An 18,049-nucleotide genomic window follows, 5' to 3' on the forward strand; every position below is an offset into this window, starting at 1 on the left:
CGCGGGGGCCGTCTACCCTAGATCCGATGTCCGCCACCGAGAAGACCACCGACGGCGCGCTGCTCCTGCGCGCCCTGCGCCAGCTGACCCCGGCCATGGGTCTGCTCACCGAGATCGGTGAGCTCTTCGGCACCGCCGGGCACGAGGTGGCGCTGGTCGGAGGCCCGGTCCGGGACGCCTTCCTCGGCCGTCCCTCCACCGACCTCGACCTCACCACGTCGGCCCGGCCCGAGGAGATCGAGCAGGTCCTGACCGGCTGGGCCGACACCACCTGGGACGTCGGTCGGGCCTTCGGCACCATCGGCGCGCGCCGGGGACGAGACACGCTGGAGATCACCACCTACCGCGCCGACGCCTACGACGGTGAGACCCGCAAGCCCGTGGTCGCCTTCGGGACCTCGCTCGAGGAGGACCTCGTCCGCCGCGACTTCAGGGTCAACGCCATGGCCCTGCGGCTGCCCGATCTCACCTTCGTCGACCCGCACGGCGGGCTGGGCGACCTGGCCGGACAGCGGTTGCGCACCCCGCACGAGCCCGAGGTGTCCTTCGCCGACGACCCGCTGCGGATGCTGCGGGCAGCCCGGTTCGCCGCCCAGCTGGGCTTCCGGCCGACGACCGACGTCCTGGAGGCCATGACCGACATGGCCGACCGGATCTCGATCGTGTCCGCGGAGCGGGTCCGCGACGAGCTCGTCAAGCTGGTGCTCGCGCCCGATCCCCGTGCCGGGCTCGAGATCCTCGTGACGACCGGGCTGGCCGACCACGTGCTGCCCGAGCTGCCTGCCCTGCGGCTCGAGGTCGACGAGCACCACCGCCACAAGGACGTCTACGAGCACAGCCTCATCGTGCTGGAGCAGGCCATCGGTCTCGAGGACGAGCCGGGGGAGCGGGAGGACGACCCCGACCGCGTGCCGGGACCGGACCTCGTCCTGCGGCTGGCGGCGCTGCTGCACGACATCGGCAAGCCCCCCACCCGGCGCTTCGAGCCGGGAGGAGGCGTGAGCTTCCACCACCACGAGGTGGTCGGCGCCAAGATGACCCGCGCCCGGCTGCGGGCCCTGCGCTTCGACAAGGAGACGGTGCGCGCGGTGACCCGTCTGGTCGAGCTGCACCTGCGCTTCCACGGGTACGGGTCGGGGGAGTGGACCGACGCAGCGGTGCGGCGCTACGTCACCGACGCGGGACCGCTCCTGGGCCGGCTGCACAAGCTCACCAGGTCGGACTGCACCACCCGCAACCGGCGCAAGGCCGCCCGCCTGTCGGCGAGCTACGACCACCTCGAGGAGCGCATCGAGCGGCTCCGGGAGGAGGAGGAGCTGAACGCGGTCCGGCCCGAGCTGGACGGGCACCAGATCGGGGCGATCCTCGGCATCCCTCCCGGCCCGCAGCTGGGTCGGGCCTACCAGCACCTCCTCGCGGTGCGGCTGGACCAGGGACCGCTGGGTGAGGACGGAGCCCGGGCCGAGCTGCTGAGGTGGTGGGCGGAGCAGGAGACGCCCGGTGGGTAGGCACCGCCCGGAACGCCGCAGCCACCCCGCACCCGGCCGCTGGACCCACCTCCTCGCCCGCCTGCCCTGGATCACGCTGGTGCTGCTGGTGGTGCTCGTCGTCGGCACGGCCGAGCTCGTGCAGCCGCGGACCTACGCCGCGAGCGCCACGCTGACCGCCCCGACCGAGCGCGCCGCCGACCAGCTGTCCGTCCAGCTCACCGACCCCGCCCTGCCGTCCGAGGTCGAACGGGCCGTGGAGCTGGACCCCGAGCTGTCCGGCAGCGTGCGGCTGGCGGTCCGGCACGAGGCCGAGGACCGCGAGGTGCACCTCCAGGCGACGGCGCCCGACCCGAGGCTGGCGGCGCTCGCCGCCGACACCGGGGCGGCCCTGAGCGTGCAGGAGCGCGCCGACGGGACCGAGCTGACCCAGGGGGCGAGGGTCCCCACCGAGCCCGTCGACGACCGAGGCCTCCTGTGGCTCATCCTCGCAGCCGCGCTGCTGGCGGTGGCCGTGCGCATCGAGGCTGCCCACCGGGCGCGGCCGGGTGACCACCCCGCACCGCAGCCGTCGGGGGCCTCGTGAGCACCGACCTCGAGGCCCCGCTCACCCGGCGCCGGGCGCGGGCCCTGCACGCGGCCCGGCACGCCCTCAGGGTGCCGCCCGTGCCGCGCGACTTCCGCAGCGACATCGAGGGCCTGCGCGCCCTGGCGGTGCTCGCCGTCATGCTGTGGCACGCCGGGGTCCCCCTCCCCGGCGGCTTCGTCGGCGTCGACGTGTTCTTCGTGGTGAGCGGGTTCCTCATGACCTCGCTGCTGCTGGAGGAGGGGCGCGCCCGCGGGCGGATCGACCTCGGTCGCTTCTACGCCCGGCGCGCCCGGCGCCTGCTGCCGGCGGCACTCGCCGCGCTGGCCGGCACCGCCCTGCTCACCGTCCTCTTCCTGCCGCGCGGCCGCTGGGGCGAGGTGGGCGGTGACCTGCTCGCGTCGGCGACCTACGTCGTCAACTGGCGGATGGCCTGGCGCTCGGTCGACTACCTCGACCTGGAGCGCGCCCCGAGCCCGCTGCAGCACTACTGGTCGCTGTCGGTGGAGGAGCAGTTCTACCTCGTGTGGCCGGTCGTCCTGCTGCTGGTCCTCGTCTACGCCGCCGGCCGGGCGCGGGTCTTCAGCACGCTGACGTGGGTGCTCACCCTCGGTCTGCTCACCGGGTCCCTGCTGGTCTCCTGGCGCTGGACCCTGGAGGAGCCGGCCGCCTACTTCGTGACGCCCACCCGGGTGCACGAGCTCATGCTCGGTGCGGTCGTCGCCCTGGGCGCCCGCGCGTGGCCACGGCTGCCGCGCGCCGTCGCCGCCGCTCTCGGCTGGCTGGGGCTGGGCCTGGTCGGCGTGGCGTTCGTCGTCATCACCGCGCAGACCCCCTTCCCCGGCCTGTGGGCGCTGCTGCCCACCGTCGGCGTCGCCCTGGTGCTCGTGGCGGGCCCGGCCGCGGGTGGTCTGGGGCCGGTCGCGCTGCTGCGGGCCCGGCCCCTGCAGTGGGTGGGTCGGCTGTCCTACAGCCTCTATCTCTGGCACTGGCCGTTCGTCGCCGTCGCGGCGGAGATGGTGCACGTCGGTCGCGGGGGCCCCGACACCCTCCCCGTCCACTGGGGCCTCCTGGCGGTCGGGCTGTCCGTCCTGCCCGCCTGGTGGTCCTTCGCCCTGGTGGAGGACCCGGTCCGCCGCCACGGGCGGGTGCTGGCGGCGCGGCTACCCCCCGGCGTCGTCGTCCGGCGCACCCTGCGGCTCGGGGTGAACTGCACCCTGGCGGGTGCGGCGCTGGGGCTCGCGCTCCTGCTGGCGGCACCGCAGTCGGAGACCGAGCAGGCGGCCCGCTGGCGGACCCCGGACGTGGTGGAGCAGCTGCGGTCACCGGTGGGTGCCGACACTCTCGCCGTCGGCGTCGACGACCCGGCACCGGCTGAGGCCGGCGGGGGGACGGGGCCGGTCGTGGCCGCGTCCGCGGGCAGCGGGGCCTCGGACGTGCTCGGCGAGCCCCCTCCCGTCGTGCAGATCCCCGAGCGGGTCGGCGACCTCGCCGTGCCGCTGCAGCAGGTCCCCGACGACGTGCCGGTGCTGGAGCCGGAGGAGTGCTTCGTGGCGCTGGGCGGCACACGGGTCGGGGTGTGCGAGGGCGGCGACCCCGAGGGGGAGGTCACGGTCGCGCTCATCGGCGACAGCCACGCGGGCATGTGGATGACGGCGATGGACGCGATCGGCCGGGACCGGGGGTGGCGGGTCCTCGCCATGACCAAGTCGTCGTGCCCGCCGGCCCGTGGCCTCGTGGTGGAGCGCTCGGGTCAGGCGGGGGACTACCGCCAGTGCACCCGGTGGCAGCAGCGGCTGGACGAGGCTCTCGTCCGCGAGTCGCCGGACGTCGTGCTGCTCTCCAGCGCGTCCTACGGCACCACCGGGGACGAGAAGGTGGCAGCGGGGCTGGGGGCGCGGATCGACATGCTCCTCGAGGAGGGGATGCGGCCCGCCCTCGTCCGGGACGTGCCCCGGGCGCCCTTCGACGTGCCGGCCTGCCTGCTGGAGAACGAGGACGACGTCCCGCGGTGCGCGTTCGACCGGGAGCAGGGGCTGGCGACCTCCGGCACCGGCCACGACCTGCTGGCCGAGCAGCGCCCCGGGCTGCCGGTCCTGGACCTCACCGACGCCGTGTGCCCCGGCCGGACCTGCAGCCCGATCGTCGGCGAGGTCGTCGTCTGGCGGGACAGCAACCACTTGTCCGCGACCTACGTCCGGTCGCTGCGCGACGTGGTGGAGGAGCAGGTGTCGCCGGTGGTGCTCGCCGATCGGCTGGGTGAGGCCGTGCGGTCCGGGGTGGCGGTCGGCACCGGTCGCTGAGCGGCCGTCCGGTCGACCCGTGCGACCTCCCACAGGACCCACGACCAGGCCACCGCCCGGAGGACCACGGCGAGGGCGTACGCGTCGCCGGGCAGACCACGACCGGGGTCGCTGGCGAAGGCGATGTGCAGCCACGTCGTGAGGAAGACCAGCGACTCGGCCAGCGCCCACAGCAGGTGCCTCGACCACGGCAGGGCGGAGAGGGCCAGGAAGGGGAGGACCCACAGCCCCGACTGGACCGACAGGGAGGACGCGGTCAGGGCGACGACGAGCAGCATGAGGGCGGAGAGCTGGACGACCCCGCGCCCGCCCCCCGGTCGTCCTGGCGCCGAGAGCAGCACCCCCAGCGCCAGGGCCAGCAGCCACCCGGTGGCGGCCACGGCCGTCGTGAGGACCGTCGGCACCGTGACGCCGACGAGCCGGGGCACCATCTGCAGCGCGCCGTACCCCGCAGGCTGACCCCACCACTGCTGCGCAGCGGAGAGCGCCTCGGGCTGGATGGTCACCAGGGGCAGGATCACCAGCAGCGCACCGAGGACCGCGCCCACCACCGTCTGCAGGGCGGGCAGGAGCCGGCCGCGCCGCCACGCGACGATGACGATCGCCGCCAGCACGAGCACGGGGAACGGCCGGACGAGGCAGGAGAGGCCCAGCAGGACGCCAGCCGTCCAGCTGCGCTCGCGGTGCCACGCCCACAGGCCGAGCAGCAGGAGGCTGACCCCGAGCAGGTCGGTGGACACCAGGGCGAGCAGGGCCAGCACCGGGCTCGCGGCCAGGTGGGCCGCCTGCCAGGGCCGCCCGGGTGCGAGGCTCACCAGCGCGAGCACGGCCAGGCCCACCAGCACCACGGACACCAGTGCCCAGAGGGTGAAGACCCACTGCTGGGCGGCCAGACCGTCTCCGGCGCGGGGCGAGACCTGGGCCAGCAGCCACATCACCGCTCCGGGCAGCGGGGCGGTCCCCGTGGCGGCCCCCTCACCGGCCCAGGGCAGCGAGCGCTCGGCGAGCGGGGAGCTCACGTGCACCACGGGGAGGTCGGAGTAGCACGCCCGCCAGAACTGGTCCGGTGTGCTCCACCCCTTCATGAGGCAGTGCCCCTTCTGCCACACCCCGAGACCGAGGACCAGCGAGCCGGTCAGCGTGAGGGCGGCGGCGACCCCGGCCAGCCCTCGGCCGCCGACCACGGCATACCGGCCCAGCGGCCCGCCGATGACCCCCGTGGCCCTGGCGACGACCGGGTCCACCCAGGACGGCACCTGCCAGGGGCGGTCGTCACCCCGTCCCGCCGTGCGCGGGTCCGACGTGAGGCTCACCCCGTCGGCTCGGGCTCCGTGCCGTCACCGGGGGGCGCGGGCTGCGTCTGCGTCGGGGCCGGTGTCGTCGGGTCCGGGACGGTCGGTGCGGGGCTCGTCGGCTCCGGCGCCGGGCTGGTCGGGTCCGGCTCCGTCTCGGTGGGCTCCTCCGTGGGCTCGGTGGTCGTCGGCTCCTCGGTGGGCTCGGTGGTCGTCGGCTCCTCCGTCGTCGGCTCCTCGCTCGTGGGCTCCGGCTCCGGGGTGGTGGGCTCCTGCATGGTGGGGGTGTCGTCCGTGGGGCCACCGGTCCCGACCCGTGGTGCGAAGTCGAGCACCTCCTCGCCGTCGAGCGCGAGCCGCATGAACTCCCCCCACACCTGCGCCGGGAAGGTCCCACCGGTGATCTGCTCCAGCCCGGCGACGTCCTGCATCGGCACCGTGCCGTCCCCCTTGTACATCACGACACCGGCCGCGAGCTGGGGGGCGAACCCGTCGAACCAGGCCGACACGTTGTTCTCGCTGGTGCCGGACTTGCCGGCGGTCGGGCGGCCGAGGTCCCCGGCGGCCATCCCCGACCCCTGGTCGATGACGACGGTCATCGCCTCGGTCGTGTCCACCGCCGCGTCGCGCTCGACACCGGCCTCGGTCTCGGGCTCGGCCTCGTAGGTGACCTCGCCGGCCACCGTCTCGACCTGGTCGATGAGGTAGGGCGTGGCGCGCTCACCCTCGGCGGCGAGGGTGGCATACGCGTTCGTCATCTCCAGCAGGGTCGGGGAGGCGGTCCCGAGGACGTTGGTGAGGTCCGTGTCCAGACCCGGCGTGTCCTCCGGCAGCCCCAGGTCCACGGCCGCCTCACGGGTGCGGTCCGGCCCGATCTGCTCGTTGAGCTGGACGTAGATGGTGTTGACCGACTCGGCGAGCGCGACCCGCAGGTCGATGAGACCGAAGGAGAGGTCCTGGAAGTTGTTGACCTCGATCTCGTCCGCGCCGAAGGTCATCGGGGTCGGGCCCTCGAAGGTCTGGAAGGTGTCGACGCCGTCCTCGACGGCGGCGACCAGGGTCACCGGCTTGAAGAGGGAGCCGGCCTGGACCCGGGCGTCGGTGGCCGCGTTGAGCTGGGTCTCCTGGAAGTCGTCGCCGCCGTACATCGCGGTGATGGCGCCATCGCCGGGGCGGACGGCGGTGAGGGCGACGGTGATGTCGTCGGTGCCCTCCCCGGTGGGACGGTAGAGGTCGACCGCCTCCTCCGCCGCCTGCTGGTGCCGCTCGACGATCGTCGTGGTGACCCGCAGCCCGCCGCCGTCGATCTCCGCGTCGTCCACCCCCAGGAGCTCCCTGAGCTCGCTGCGCGCCTGCTCGGCGATGTAGCCCTCGACCCCCTGCGCGGCCGTCGACGGGCTCGGCTCCTGGATCTCGGGCAGGCCCAGACCCTCCCGTTCGGCCGGCGTCAGCCAGCCCTCCTCGACCATGCCGTCCAGGACGTAGGCGACTCGCTCCTCGGCCCGCTCCTCGTTGCCCTCGGCGTAGTCCGGGTCGAAGAGGGAGGGTGCGTTGGTGACGGCGGCGAGGAAGGCGCCCTCCTCGACGGAGAGCTGGGAGACGTCCTTGCCGAAGTAGGCCTGGCTCGCGGTCTGGATGCCGTAGGCGCCACGCCCGAAGTAGATGGTGTTGAGGTAGTTCTCCAGGATCTGGTCCTTGGAGAGCTCGTTGTCGATCTTGGTGGCGATGATGATCTCGGTGACCTTGCGCTGCAGCGTCTGGTCCGCGGTGAGGTAGTAGTTCTTGACGTACTGCTGCGTGATGGTGGACCCGCCCTGGAGCCCGTCACCGGTGAGGGTGCGCCAGGCGCCCCGCGCCGTGCCGGTGATGGACACGCCCTCGTTCTCGTAGAACGATCGGTCCTCGGCCGCGAGCATGGCGTAGCGGACGTGCTCGGGCACCTCCGACAACGGCACCGCCTCGCGGTCGTAGCCCCCGGTGAAACGCGCCAGCTCGGTCTCCCCGTCGGCGTAGTACAGGATCGAGCTCTGCGCCTCGGCGAAGTCGTTGGGCTCCGGGACGTCGGTCCGGTTGTAGGCCCAGGCGAAGACCCCCACGGCCAGCAGGATCGCCAGCAGGCCGAGACCCGTCAGCCAGAGCAGGACCCGACGCACCCTCCCCCCGCGCCGCGGACGGGAGGACCGGCGGCCGGCGGGAGGACGGGAGGCGGAGGCGGTGCTGGAACGGCTCACGCCCCCTATTGTGCCCATCCCGGCGGGGGGCAGCCGGAATGCGCCCGCGTTCGGTGGCGTTGCCCGAGCGTGAAGGGGCGGCCCGGTGGGCCGCCCGTGGTATGTCGGCAAGGAGCATGGATGTCATCGGTCAGGGTCGCGATCGTCGGTGTGGGCAACTGCGCCAGCTCGCTCGTGCAAGGTGTGGAGTACTACCGCGACGCCGATCCCTCGGCGTCGGTCCCGGGGCTCATGCACGTGTCGTTCGGCGACTACCACGTGGGCGACCTGGAGTTCGTGGCCGCCTTCGACGTCGACTCCGCCAAGGTCGGCCAGGACCTCGCCAAGGCCATCCAGGCCGGGGAGAACAACACGATCTCCATCGCGCAGGTCCCGGACACCGGGGTCACCGTCCAGCGCGGGCCGACCCTGGACGGGCTCGGGAAGTACTACGCGCTCACGGTCGAGGAGTCGCCGGTCGAGCCGGTCGACGTCGTGCAGGCGCTGCGTGACGCCGAGGTCGACGTTCTCGTGTCCTACCTCCCGGTGGGCAGCGAGGAGGCGGACAAGTACTACGCGCAGTGCGCCCTCGACGCGGGGGTGGCCTTCGTCAACGCGCTCCCCGTCTTCATCGCCAGCGACCCCGAGTGGGCCGCGAAGTTCGAGGCGGCCGGGGTGCCGATCGTCGGTGACGACATCAAGAGCCAGGTCGGGGCCACCATCACCCACCGGGTGCTGGCCAGGCTGTTCGAGGAGCGCGGGGTGGCGCTCGACCGGACCTACCAGCTCAACGTGGGCGGCAACATGGACTTCAAGAACATGCTGGAGCGCGAGCGGCTGGAGAGCAAGAAGGTCTCCAAGACCCAGGCCGTCACGTCCAACATGGCCCGCACCATGGCCGATCGGGATGTCCACATCGGGCCCTCGGACTACGTCCAGTGGCTGGACGACCGCAAGTGGGCCTACGTCCGCCTGGAGGGCCGCGCGTTCGGCGACGTCCCGCTCAACCTGGAGTACAAGCTGGAGGTGTGGGACAGCCCGAACTCGGCCGGCATCATCATCGACGCCATCCGGGCGGCCAAGATCGCCAAGGACCGGGGTCAGGGTGGACCGGTCGTCGGGGCCAGCGCCTACCTCATGAAGAGCCCGCCCGTGCAGATGCCGGACGACCAGGGGCGCGCCGAGGTCGAGGCCTTCATCCGCGGCTGACCACCGGTCGCGGCTCGCGTAGGGTCGGGGCGTGCCCGACCGCCCTCTTGACGCCGCCGGGGTGAGCGCCACGAGGCGCGACCGGCGGCGGATCGCCGCCGTCGCCCTGGAGGCCGGCGACCTCGACGCGGCGGCGGAGCGGCTGCGCACGCTCACCGACCAGGGGCACCAGGTCGTCCTGCTGTGGTGCCGGGGCGAACCGGGCCACGGGCTGCGCTCCTTCCGGGCTCGGGTGCCGGTCCGCGCCCGCCGTCCCCGCACCCCCCGCGAGCTCGCCGGGCGGTTGCGCCGGCCGGCCCCGGCCGCGTGGTTCCGGGACCGCGGACCCCTCGCCCGGGCCCTGCGTGCCGATCCCCGGGCACGGCGCACGCTGGACGGCGTGGACGCGGTCGTCCCGGTAGGCCCGCAGGCGCGCAGGCTCTTCGAGCGCACCGGTGCCGCACCCGTCCCCGTGCTGCCGCTGGAGGAGCTCGAGGAGCGCGGTGGCGAGCCGGCGGTGTGGGCCACCCTGCACCGACGGTCGCGCGCCGGCGGGGCCCGCCTCGACGCCGACCTGGCCCGCGAGGTGCTCGCGCAGCTCCCGCCGGGCGGGCGCGGCATACCTCCCCGGCGGCAGGCCCTGCTCGTGCCCCTGGTCGTGGCGCTCCACGGCACGGGGGAGTATGCCCTGGCCGCGCGGCTCGCCGGGTGGCTGGACGCCGACCCGGCCCACGCGCCGCACGCCGCGGTGCACCGAGCCCTGCGGACGCTCGTGGAGCTCTCCCGCACCGGTGAGCCCGCCGCCGACCTCGACGACACGGTCCGGGCGGTGCTCGCCCGGGCGGACGATGCCCTCGGCGCGGACGTCGACGACGTCCCCGAGGAGGTGGTCCGCGCCACCACGCTCGCCCTGCAGCTGCTCTTCCACCGCGAGCTGCACGCGGACGGCCTCGGCTCTCCGCTCGTCGCCGACCCGGAGACCTTCCTGGCCGGCTGGCGGGCCTCTCGGGTGGGGCAGCTGCTGGCCGCGCCGGTGCCCCGGCTACCACCCCACCCGCGGACGGCAGCGGTGCGGCCCGCAGCGGACGGGAACCGTGCGTCCCGGGTGGTCGTCGCGCCCGGGTCCTACCCGCAGTTCGCGACGCCGGTGGTGCAGGAGCTGACCCGGCGCGCGGACGTCCGGGTCCTCGACCTGCGCGCCAAGGACCAGCTGCGGGGGCTGGGCACCCGTGGCGAGCTCGTCGCGGCGCGCCTGCGGCAGGCGGTCGGGCAGCCGTGGGTGCCGGACTACGAGCTGCTGGAGGAGCTGGAGGCGGCCGACGCGCTCTTCGTCGACTGGGCCGACCGCGGGTCGGTGGCCGCCGTGATGAGTGCCCCGACGGGGGTGCGGGTCACGCTGCGCATCCACAGCATGGACGCGCTCTCCCCCTGGATCCACCTGCTGGACTGGACCCGGGTGGACGTGCTGGTGCTGGTGAGCGAGCACCTCCGCCGGGTGGTCGAGGCGCTCCTGGGGGACCGGCTGGCCGGCACCCAGGTGCGCGTGGTCGGCAACGTGCTCGACCCGGCCCGCATCCCGACCGGCAAGACGCCGGGGCACCGCAGGACCCTGCTCATGGTGGGCTGGGCCCAGCGGGTCAAGGACCCGGTGTGGGCGCTGGAGGTGCTCGCCCTGCTGCGTCAGGAGGACCCGACCTGGCGTCTGGTCCTCGTCGGCGTCGACTTCCCCGAGAGCACCGTCGCCTCGCAGCAGGACTACGCCCGGGCCTTCCGCCGGCGGCTGGCTGACGACGACGTCCGGGGTGCGGTCTCTTTCGTCGGCTGGACCCGGGACCTGGCGCCGCACCTGGCCGCGGCCGGGTTCGTCCTCTCGACCAGCCGCCGGGAGTCCTTCGGGCTCGCCCTGGTCGAAGGGGCGGCGTCCGGAGCCGTGCCGGTGGTCCGGGACTGGCCCATCTTCGCCCCCCTCGGCGGTGCCCGCAGCCTCTTCCCGGACGACTGGGTGGTCGCGTCGGTCGAGGAGGCGGCGGCCCGCGTCGCCGCGCTCGCGGAGGAGCCCGCGTGGTCGGCGGCCTCGGCACAGGCCCGCGCGGTGGTCCGGGAGCGCTTCGCCGCAGGGGCGACCCGGGAGGAGCTGGCTGGCCTGGTCCTGGGGCAGTGAGGGGTCAGGAGCGGGCGATCCCGGCCAGCACCTGCACGGCCGCCGAGGCGTGGTCCACCGGTGAGCGGTGGTCCAGGGGCTGGGCGTCCAGCACCGAACCGGGCTCGACCATGCCCCACACGGGGGTGCCGCTGCCCCGGTAGTCGCTCCACTTGCTCGGCAGGAAGGGGTTGGTGGCGAGCAGCCCCTGGGTGACGGCGTCGCTGACCAGCAGGACGTCCATCCGCCGGCACATCGCCAGGAACTCCAGGTAGCCCAGGAAGGGCCCGCTGTGCACGCAGTCCTCCAGCCCCCGCCGACGGACCTCCTCCTCGACCTGCTCGGGCCGTCCGGCGAAGACGTGCAGGCAGATCTCGTCGCGCAGCCGCTGCGGCAGGGCTTCCAGGGCGGCGAGCACGCTGCCCATGCCCCGGGTGGCGTAGAAGTTGCCGAAGTAGCCGATGTTGCGCCGGTCACCGGGGAGCGGGTGCTCCGGGACCGCCATCGAGTAGAACTCCTCGGGGAGGGTCGGGTGGGGGGAGACCCGGCTGCGCTCCCGGACCCGGTCGACCAGCTGCGGGTCGTCCACCCGCTCGAGCATGAGCTCGCGCTGGTGCTCGTTGGTGAAGACGAGGGAGCCGGCCAGGGCGAAGGCCAGGTGCTCGGCCCACTCGAAGGAGTTGCCGCTGGTCGGCGGGGCGAACCCGGCGGAGCGCATACCCTCCCCCAGGACGTCCAGCAGGGCGTCCTCCCGGACGGGGGCGTGCCGCACCGCGCCGGTGACGTCGCGGGAGAGCGGGTCGGAGAACTCGGCCGTCCACTCCACCCCGGGCCGGAGCATGGCCAGCCGGGCCGCCAGCACGTGGCTGGCGCTGAAGTGGGCCCGGCTGTACATCCGCAGGTACCCCTCCCCCTCCCGGTCCCACTCCAGCGCCCGCTGCACGCCGCGCCGGGTGAAGCCGGTGATCCCGCGCCACGAGGAGAACAGGGTGGGGCTGGGCAGCTGCTGGCGGCGCACCACGAGGTGGTCGGCGATACGGGCCAGGCCGCGGTCGGTCCGGCGCTCGGCGGACATGCGGTTCTGCAGCACGTCGACCGGCCGGCCCATCTCGCGCACCCGCTTGGCGGCGACGATGGCGGAGGTGTCGACGAACGGGGGGAAGCAGTAGGACACGACCAGGTCGCGCGCCGCCGGCGCCGGGTCGACGGGACCTGGTGCGGCCCCGACGCCGTCGAGGTCCTCGTCAGGGCCGGGCGCGGCGGTCGTGTCAGCCATCGCCGCTCACTCTAGTGCGCCTCCCGGCAGCAGGGGCAGGAGCCGGTCGCTCCACGGCAGGGCCACCCGGCGGGTCGGTGGCAGCGCGGCGAGCAGCGCGCGCGTCCGCCGGTCCGTGGCCGCGCCCGGGCGGTGGCCGAGCCAGAGGACGGCGTCGGCGGGGACCGCCCGGTCCAGGGCACGGGCCACCTCGACCGGGTCCGCGTCGTCGACCAGGACGAGCCGCTGGTCGACACCGGCCCGGAGGGCGCGGTCCCCACTGCTGATCATGGCCCTGGTGCTGTCGCCGTCGGCCGGGTGCCACCACGTCACCGCCTCGACCGGGGCGCCGGGACCAGCGGACCCCTCGGCAGCGCGCCCGAGCGCAGGGGCGAGGGCGAGCAAGTCGGCCCCGGCGTCCAGGCCGAGCACCGGTCGGCCGCGGCGGGCGAGCAGGGCGACGTGCGCTGCCAGCCGCCGCTCCGCGTCGGCGCCCTGCGCGGCGGCCTGGGCATGCAGCACGGGCAGCGCTCCCGTCCGCCACGTCCGCGGGCCTGCCGGAGGCGTCTGCGCCAGCCGGTCGGCCCCCAGCGGCTCGCCCTCCCCGGCCCCCAGGGCGGCCGCCAGCGCGGGGTCACCGACGATCATCGTCCCGCCGCCGCAGACGCGCAGGTCGGAGCTGGGCAGCGGGTCGGTGACCACCCGACCACCCTGCGGCCCGGCCAGCACCACGGTCCACGACCCGCACAGCGCCGCGGCCCGGCCGGTCGCGGCACCGAGGCCGGCCCCGTGGGCGAGGAGCCGGTGCAGCAGGCGCGCCACGTCGGCGGCGTCGTCGAGCCCGTCAGGGACGTCCACCGGGTCACCCACCACCAGCACCCACGCGGAGGCGTCACCGGTGACGGCGCGGGGCAGGCCCGGGTGGGCCCACAGGCTCAGCCGGCGCCCCGGCAACGGGTGCCGGCGCAGGCCACCGGGGGGCCGCCCGGACCACCGCGACGGCAGCACCGCGAAGGAGCGTGCACCCGCGCCGGGTGAGGGTTCGTGCGGGGCAGGGGACCGGTCCGTGCCGGCGGTGGCCGCCGGCCCGCGATGGGACCCGACCCGACGTCCCACCGCCCGGCGCAGCCGCCTCGCCCCCGTCCTCAGCGACCGGGGGCCAGGTCCACCGGTGGCCCGGGTGCGGCTGGGGGTGGCGTCGACGGTGGCCGGTGCCTCCCCCGGGAGGTGACGCACCCCGGCGTCGGCGAGGAGCCGCTCGAACAGCGCCCGGTCGCGGCGCAGCGGGTAGGGCAGGGACAGCATGGTCTCCAGCAGGACGCGGTCGTTGAAGGGCAGCAGGATGCGGTGTCCGAAGTCCCCGTCCACGAACTTCTGCCACCCCCACCGCCCCATCCGCTGCTCCCAGTAGAGGACGTCGTAGTCGTCGAAGCCCAGCAGGGCGTCCGCGTGCATCGGCACCCGGTCGAGGTAGTCGCCGTAGAGCTCCCCGACGAGCGCGTCGTCGACGTCGGCGCCGCTGCCGAGGTAGAGCTCGGTGAGCCGTCGTGGCGTGAGGACGTGCTCCGGTCGGTGGCGGACGAAGGTCGTCCCGGTCTCCCCGCCGTTGCTCTGCAGCTGCACGAGGTCGCGGGGCAGGTCGGCCCACATGGCGTGGGCCGCGCCGCGGGAGGGCAGCTGGGGGGCGTACGTGCGACGGTGCAGCACGTCGAAGGTCCCGTGCGCGGGAGGCTGGCGCCAGCGCAGGACGCGGTGCGGCAGGCCGAGCGCCCGGGCCGCCTCCCGGGCCACGGTCACGTCCTCGACCGCGGCGCGGCTGCGGGCGGCGTCCCGGGGGTTGAGGTAGGTGAAGGCGAACCCGTCGACGGCCCGCAGGGCGGGTGCGGCCACGGCGGCGGTCACCCGGCTGTCCAGACCGCCGGTGAGGCTGACCGCGGGTCGTCCCAGCCCCGCCAGCAGCTCGACGTGCGCGGTGAAGCGCTCCCGGAACGCGGCATACACCGCGTCCACGTCCTCCGTCGCCACCCGGGGGCGGAACGGCCAGAAGCGTCGCTGCCCGACCTCGAGGCCGGCCGCGTCGAGGCGCAGGCGCAGCAGCGAGTTGGGGACGAGCGCCTCCACCCCGAGGTATGCCGTGCGCAGCCCGGGCAGGTAGGTGACCCGGCCGGACCTGCGCTCGCGCAGGAGGTCGAGGAGCTCCAGGGCCCGCTCGTCGGGGTCCAGGCCGAGGGCACCGGCGACGAGCGCGGGCGCGCTCGCGACGGCGGCGCCACGAGCGGCGCCACCCACGTGGACGGGTTGCGTGGCGTGGGTGTCGGGGACGACCAGGAGCTCCACCGGCTCGTCCGTGCGCCCGCGGGCGTCGGGCGCGACGGCGTCCCCGTCGGGGGACGCCCGGCGGCCCGCCAGCAGCGTCCACCGCCCGCCGAGGTCGGCCACCTCCCGGACCAGGGCGTCCGAGCCCGACCGGGCCCAGGTCGTGGCGAGCCGTCCCGCGACCTCCGTGGGGTCGGTGAGGCCCGCTGCCACGTCCACCGGGTGCCCCAGCAGGACGACGTCCCGGTCGTGGAGGGGACCGCGGGCATGGCCGAGGACCGTGCGCGGCTGCAGGTGCAGGGTGCTGCCGGGCAGCAGCCCCGACATCGCTCGCCAGCCGCGGCAGTCGGGCGGCGCCGCGCCCCGGGCGTCGCCGACGAGCAGGAGGTAGCCGTGCGGGTGGGCCCCCAGCAGGACCGCCGCCTCGTCGACCTGCACTCAGGCCGCCCCCACCGACCCGGCCAGCACGGCGGCGATCCGGGGGCCGGCGTGGCCGTCCCACAGCGGGGGCACCGGCGTGCTGCCCGCGGCGGGCCGCCCCGCCGCGAGACGGCTCGCCACCGCCGCGGGGAGCTCGGCGTGGGTGGTCAGCGCGTTGGTGCCGTGGGTGATGGTCACCGGCCGCTCCGTGTTCGGCCGCAGGGTGAGGCAGGGCACCCCGAGCACCGTCGTCTCCTCCTGGACGCCCCCGGAGTCGGTCACCACGACGGACGCGCCCTGCACGAGGGAGAGGAAACCGAGGTAGCCCAGCGGGTCGGCCGGCCGGATCCCGGGGTGGTCGAGGAGCCCGACGTCGAGCAGCCGCGGGCGGCTGCGCGGGTGCATCGGCAGCACCACCGGGCAGTGGTCGGCGACCTGGTGCAGCGTGGCCACCGCGCGCCGGGCGTGCTCCCGGTCGTCGACGTTGCCCGGGCGGTGCAGGGTGGCCACGACGTAGTCGCCCTCGGCGGCCAGCCCGACCTCGCTGCGCGCCCGCTCCTGGTCCAGGCGTCCCCGGTGGCGCAGGAGGGTGTCGATCATCGGGTTGCCCACCAGGTGGACCGCGGCGGGGTCGACCCCCTCCGCCCGCAGGTTGTCGGCCGCGTCGGCGCAGGTCACCAGCAGCAGGTCGCTGAGCCGGTCGGTGACCACCCGGTTGACCTCCTCGGGCATCGTCCGGTCGAAGGAGCGGAGCCCGGCCTCGACGTGCGCGACCGGGAGGTGCAGCTTGGCTGCCACGAGCGCCGCCGCCACCGTGGAGTTGACGTCGCCGTAGACGACCACCAGGGCCGGGTGCCGCGTGGTCATGACCTCCTCGAGCCCCACCATGGCCGCCGCCGTCTGCCCGGCGTGGGTGCCGGAGCCGATGCCGAGGTCGACGTCCGGCCGGGGCAGCCCGAGCTCGGTGAAGAAGACCTGGCTCATCCGGTCGTCGTAGTGCTGCCCGGTGTGCACCAGCAGCTGCTCCACGTCGTGGGTCCGCAGCGCCTGGATGACCGGCGCCGCCTTGGGGAAGTTGGGACGGGCGCCCGTGACGTGCAGCACGAGCGGGCGCCCGGTCACCCGGGCCCCTGGCCTTCGTCCGCGGCGTGCACCTGCAGCTCGCGCGGCAGCCGCTCGCCCAGCACGCGCAGCAGCCGCTCGTCCGCCGGGCTGAGCACGCCCTCGTCGGCCCGGGCCAGGTGCCACAGCTGGTAGTGGTCCACGATGCCGGCCACCCGTCGGGCCACGTGGTCCTCCCATCCCTCCGGGTCACCGTGCGCCCCTCGGGCGAAGACCGCCCGCGGCACCACCAGCTCCACCGGGACGTCGTGCCGGCGGGCGGCACCGAACACCGGGAGGTCGAGCACGAACAGCGGCCGGAAGGAGAGCAGCCGGCGCTGCAGGGCGCACACCTGGTCGACGAGCCGCTCCGCCGCGGGCTCGTCCAGGCCGGTCGCGAGGATCCCCACCACGGGCAGCCGGGAGACGTCGGCACCGACGACGGCGCGACCGGCGCGCATCGGCACGTCGACCTGGCCGGCCCCGTGGCGCGGGGCGAAGACGCGCCACGCCAGGTCGGACAGGGTCGCGCTGCGGCGTACCCGGGGGAGGACCTCGTCCAGCGCGACCCGGTACCCGGGCAGCCTGCGGGTCCACCGGGCGAGCGTCTGCTGGCGCCGCCGCTGGGTCGGGGTGGGGGTCATGCCGCGCCCGCCACGGCCAGGATGTGGTCGGCCGCGGCCTGCGCGCCGTTGCCCGGGTCGGCGGCCAGTGCGGCCGCGGCGAGCTCCCCGCCGCGGGCCAGCAGCTCGTCGACGAGGGGGCCGGCCGCGCCGCCCGTGAGGGTGGGGGCGACGAGCGCCCAGCCCCGTCGGGCGGCCTCGCGCGCCCGGGCCTCCTGGTCGTCCAGCGAGGTATGCGGGTTGGGGACGAGCAGGGTCGGAACCCCGAGCCGCAGCGACTCGTGGAAGGAGTTGTAGCCGGCCGCGGCGACCACCAGGTCGAAGGCCCGGTAGTGCTCGGACAGCGGGAAGTGGCGCACGAGGTGCACGTCACCGGCATACGCCCGCTCGGCGATCGCGGGGGCGGTGACGCAGACGCCGACCCCCCGTCCCGTCAGCGCGGCCGCGGCCGCCCCCACCTCGTCGTCGGTGTCGTTGATGTTGCCGGCCCCCAGCGAGACCAGCGCGAGGGTGCCCTGCGCGGGCAGACCGAGGGCTGCGCGCGAGGCGGCCCGGTCGTGCGCCTGCCCGGCGTCGACGAGGGTGACCGGCGGCACCCGCAGGACCGCCCCGTCGGGGACCGTGGCCGTCGCGCCCCGGTCCGCCGCGGCCGCCAGGTCGCCGGGCTCGACCACGGCGTCGAACCACGCCGCCTTCTCCAGCTGGTCGGCGTTGCGGCCCGCTCGCCACATTCCCCGCCGCGACCACACGGCGCGGGTCCGGGGGTGGCCGGCCAGCGCCTCGTCCAGCCCGGAGTAGGGGTGGGTGCCGTCGAAGACGAGCACGTCGGGGTCGACCCGGTGAAGGATCTCGCCGACCTGCTCGGCGAACAGGCGCCGCCACGCCGCCGGGCGCAGGCCGGAGGCGCCCTGCGAGGCGAGGTACTCCCACGGCAACCCCTCGGCCTCCACGACCGGCACCGCCTGCGACAACGACACCACGTGCCGACGCACCTCCGGCGGCATCCGGCGGGCGTACGCCAGCAGCCGCGTCAGGTGGCCCATCCCCGCACCGTTGCTGGACAGCAGGAGCACCGAGGACATACCGGCGATCATGGCACAGGGCGTTATGCTCGGGACGCGCCCGGCG

At 75.2% G+C, this 18,049-nt stretch carries 12 protein-coding genes; 5 read left to right on the top strand and 7 right to left on the bottom strand.

The genetic code is table 11. From position 1 onward, the window contains the following. Positions 1-26 precede the first annotated feature (26 nt). The 3 genes from AVL62_RS12655 to AVL62_RS12665 are packed head-to-tail and all read left to right on the top strand — an operon-like array spanning position 27 to position 4,376. Positions 27-1,508, top strand: a complete 1,482-nt coding sequence (locus tag AVL62_RS12655) for a CCA tRNA nucleotidyltransferase (RefSeq protein ID WP_058892020.1) — start codon at positions 27-29, stop codon at positions 1,506-1,508. Further along, a complete protein-coding gene (locus tag AVL62_RS12660; RefSeq protein ID WP_058892021.1) occupies positions 1,501-2,073 on the top strand; it encodes a hypothetical protein in 573 nt (190 codons plus the stop codon). Before AVL62_RS12655 ends, AVL62_RS12660 begins: the two co-directional genes overlap by 8 nt. After that, a complete protein-coding gene (locus tag AVL62_RS12665) occupies positions 2,070-4,376 on the top strand; it encodes an acyltransferase family protein (RefSeq protein WP_058892022.1) in 2,307 nt (768 codons plus the stop codon). The genes AVL62_RS12660 and AVL62_RS12665 overlap by 4 nt, the downstream gene beginning before the upstream one ends. Here AVL62_RS12665 and AVL62_RS17140 read toward each other — a convergent pair. Both AVL62_RS17140 and AVL62_RS12680 read right to left on the bottom strand, forming a co-directional pair. Beyond that, positions 4,265-5,689, bottom strand: a complete 1,425-nt coding sequence (locus AVL62_RS17140) for a hypothetical protein (RefSeq protein WP_153011787.1) — start codon at positions 5,687-5,689, stop codon at positions 4,265-4,267. The two genes, AVL62_RS12665 and AVL62_RS17140, sit on opposite strands and share 112 nt — an antisense overlap. Further along, entirely contained in the window at positions 5,686-7,899 is a 2,214-nt protein-coding gene (locus tag AVL62_RS12680; RefSeq protein ID WP_235585697.1) for a transglycosylase domain-containing protein, read from the bottom strand. The genes AVL62_RS17140 and AVL62_RS12680 overlap by 4 nt, the downstream gene beginning before the upstream one ends. 120 nt (positions 7,900-8,019) lie before the next feature. Between AVL62_RS12680 and AVL62_RS12685 the strand changes: the two genes are divergently transcribed. After that, on the top strand, positions 8,020-9,087 hold the full coding sequence (locus AVL62_RS12685) for an inositol-3-phosphate synthase (RefSeq protein WP_058892026.1): 1,068 nt from the start codon (positions 8,020-8,022) through the stop codon (positions 9,085-9,087). A gap of 31 nt (positions 9,088-9,118) precedes the next feature. After that, complete coding sequence (locus tag AVL62_RS18070; RefSeq protein ID WP_153011788.1) at positions 9,119-11,227, top strand: glycosyltransferase family 4 protein; 2,109 nt, start codon at positions 9,119-9,121, stop codon at positions 11,225-11,227. Between the two features lie 4 nt (positions 11,228-11,231). On the opposite strand, the gene AVL62_RS12695 is transcribed toward AVL62_RS18070, so the two are convergent. From AVL62_RS12695 to AVL62_RS12715, 5 genes are read right to left on the bottom strand one after another with little or no spacing between them, the layout of a single operon-like run. Then, the gene (locus AVL62_RS12695) at positions 11,232-12,482 is read right to left on the bottom strand and encodes a hypothetical protein (protein WP_235585698.1); all 1,251 of its coding nucleotides are present in this window, start codon (positions 12,480-12,482) and stop codon (positions 11,232-11,234) included. Between the two features lie 6 nt (positions 12,483-12,488). Continuing rightward, positions 12,489-15,215, bottom strand: a complete 2,727-nt coding sequence (locus tag AVL62_RS12700) for a hypothetical protein (protein ID WP_058892028.1) — start codon at positions 15,213-15,215, stop codon at positions 12,489-12,491. Next, positions 15,216-16,319, bottom strand: a complete 1,104-nt coding sequence (wecB, locus tag AVL62_RS12705; RefSeq protein ID WP_058892029.1) for a non-hydrolyzing UDP-N-acetylglucosamine 2-epimerase — start codon at positions 16,317-16,319, stop codon at positions 15,216-15,218. Further along, the gene (locus AVL62_RS17145) at positions 16,316-16,942 is read right to left on the bottom strand and encodes a hypothetical protein (protein WP_058892030.1); all 627 of its coding nucleotides are present in this window, start codon (positions 16,940-16,942) and stop codon (positions 16,316-16,318) included. The genes wecB and AVL62_RS17145 overlap by 4 nt, the downstream gene beginning before the upstream one ends. Then, positions 16,939-18,003 carry a glycosyltransferase gene (locus AVL62_RS12715; protein ID WP_058892031.1) on the bottom strand — a complete coding sequence of 355 codons (1,065 nt, stop codon included), beginning with the start codon at positions 18,001-18,003 and terminating at the stop codon, positions 16,939-16,941. Before AVL62_RS12715 ends, AVL62_RS17145 begins: the two co-directional genes overlap by 4 nt. Positions 18,004-18,049 lie beyond the last annotated feature (46 nt).

Source organism: Serinicoccus chungangensis, assembly GCF_001483745.1.
Classification (GTDB): Bacteria; Actinomycetota; Actinomycetes; order Actinomycetales; family Dermatophilaceae; genus Ornithinicoccus; species Ornithinicoccus chungangensis_A.

Bases quoted from the DNA above. Each gene is read 5' to 3' on its own strand.
- AVL62_RS12655 (WP_058892020.1), top strand. From the start codon at position 27: ATGTCCGCCACCGAGAAGACCACCGACGGCGCGCTGCTCCTGCGCGCC.
- AVL62_RS17145 (WP_058892030.1), bottom strand. From the start codon at position 16,942: ATGACCCCCACCCCGACCCAGCGGCGGCGCCAGCAGACGCTCGCCCGG.
- AVL62_RS12715 (WP_058892031.1), bottom strand. From the start codon at position 18,003: ATGTCCTCGGTGCTCCTGCTGTCCAGCAACGGTGCGGGGATGGGCCAC.
- AVL62_RS12685 (WP_058892026.1), top strand. From the start codon at position 8,020: ATGTCATCGGTCAGGGTCGCGATCGTCGGTGTGGGCAACTGCGCCAGC.
- AVL62_RS12695 (WP_235585698.1), bottom strand. From the start codon at position 12,482: ATGGCTGACACGACCGCCGCGCCCGGCCCTGACGAGGACCTCGACGGC.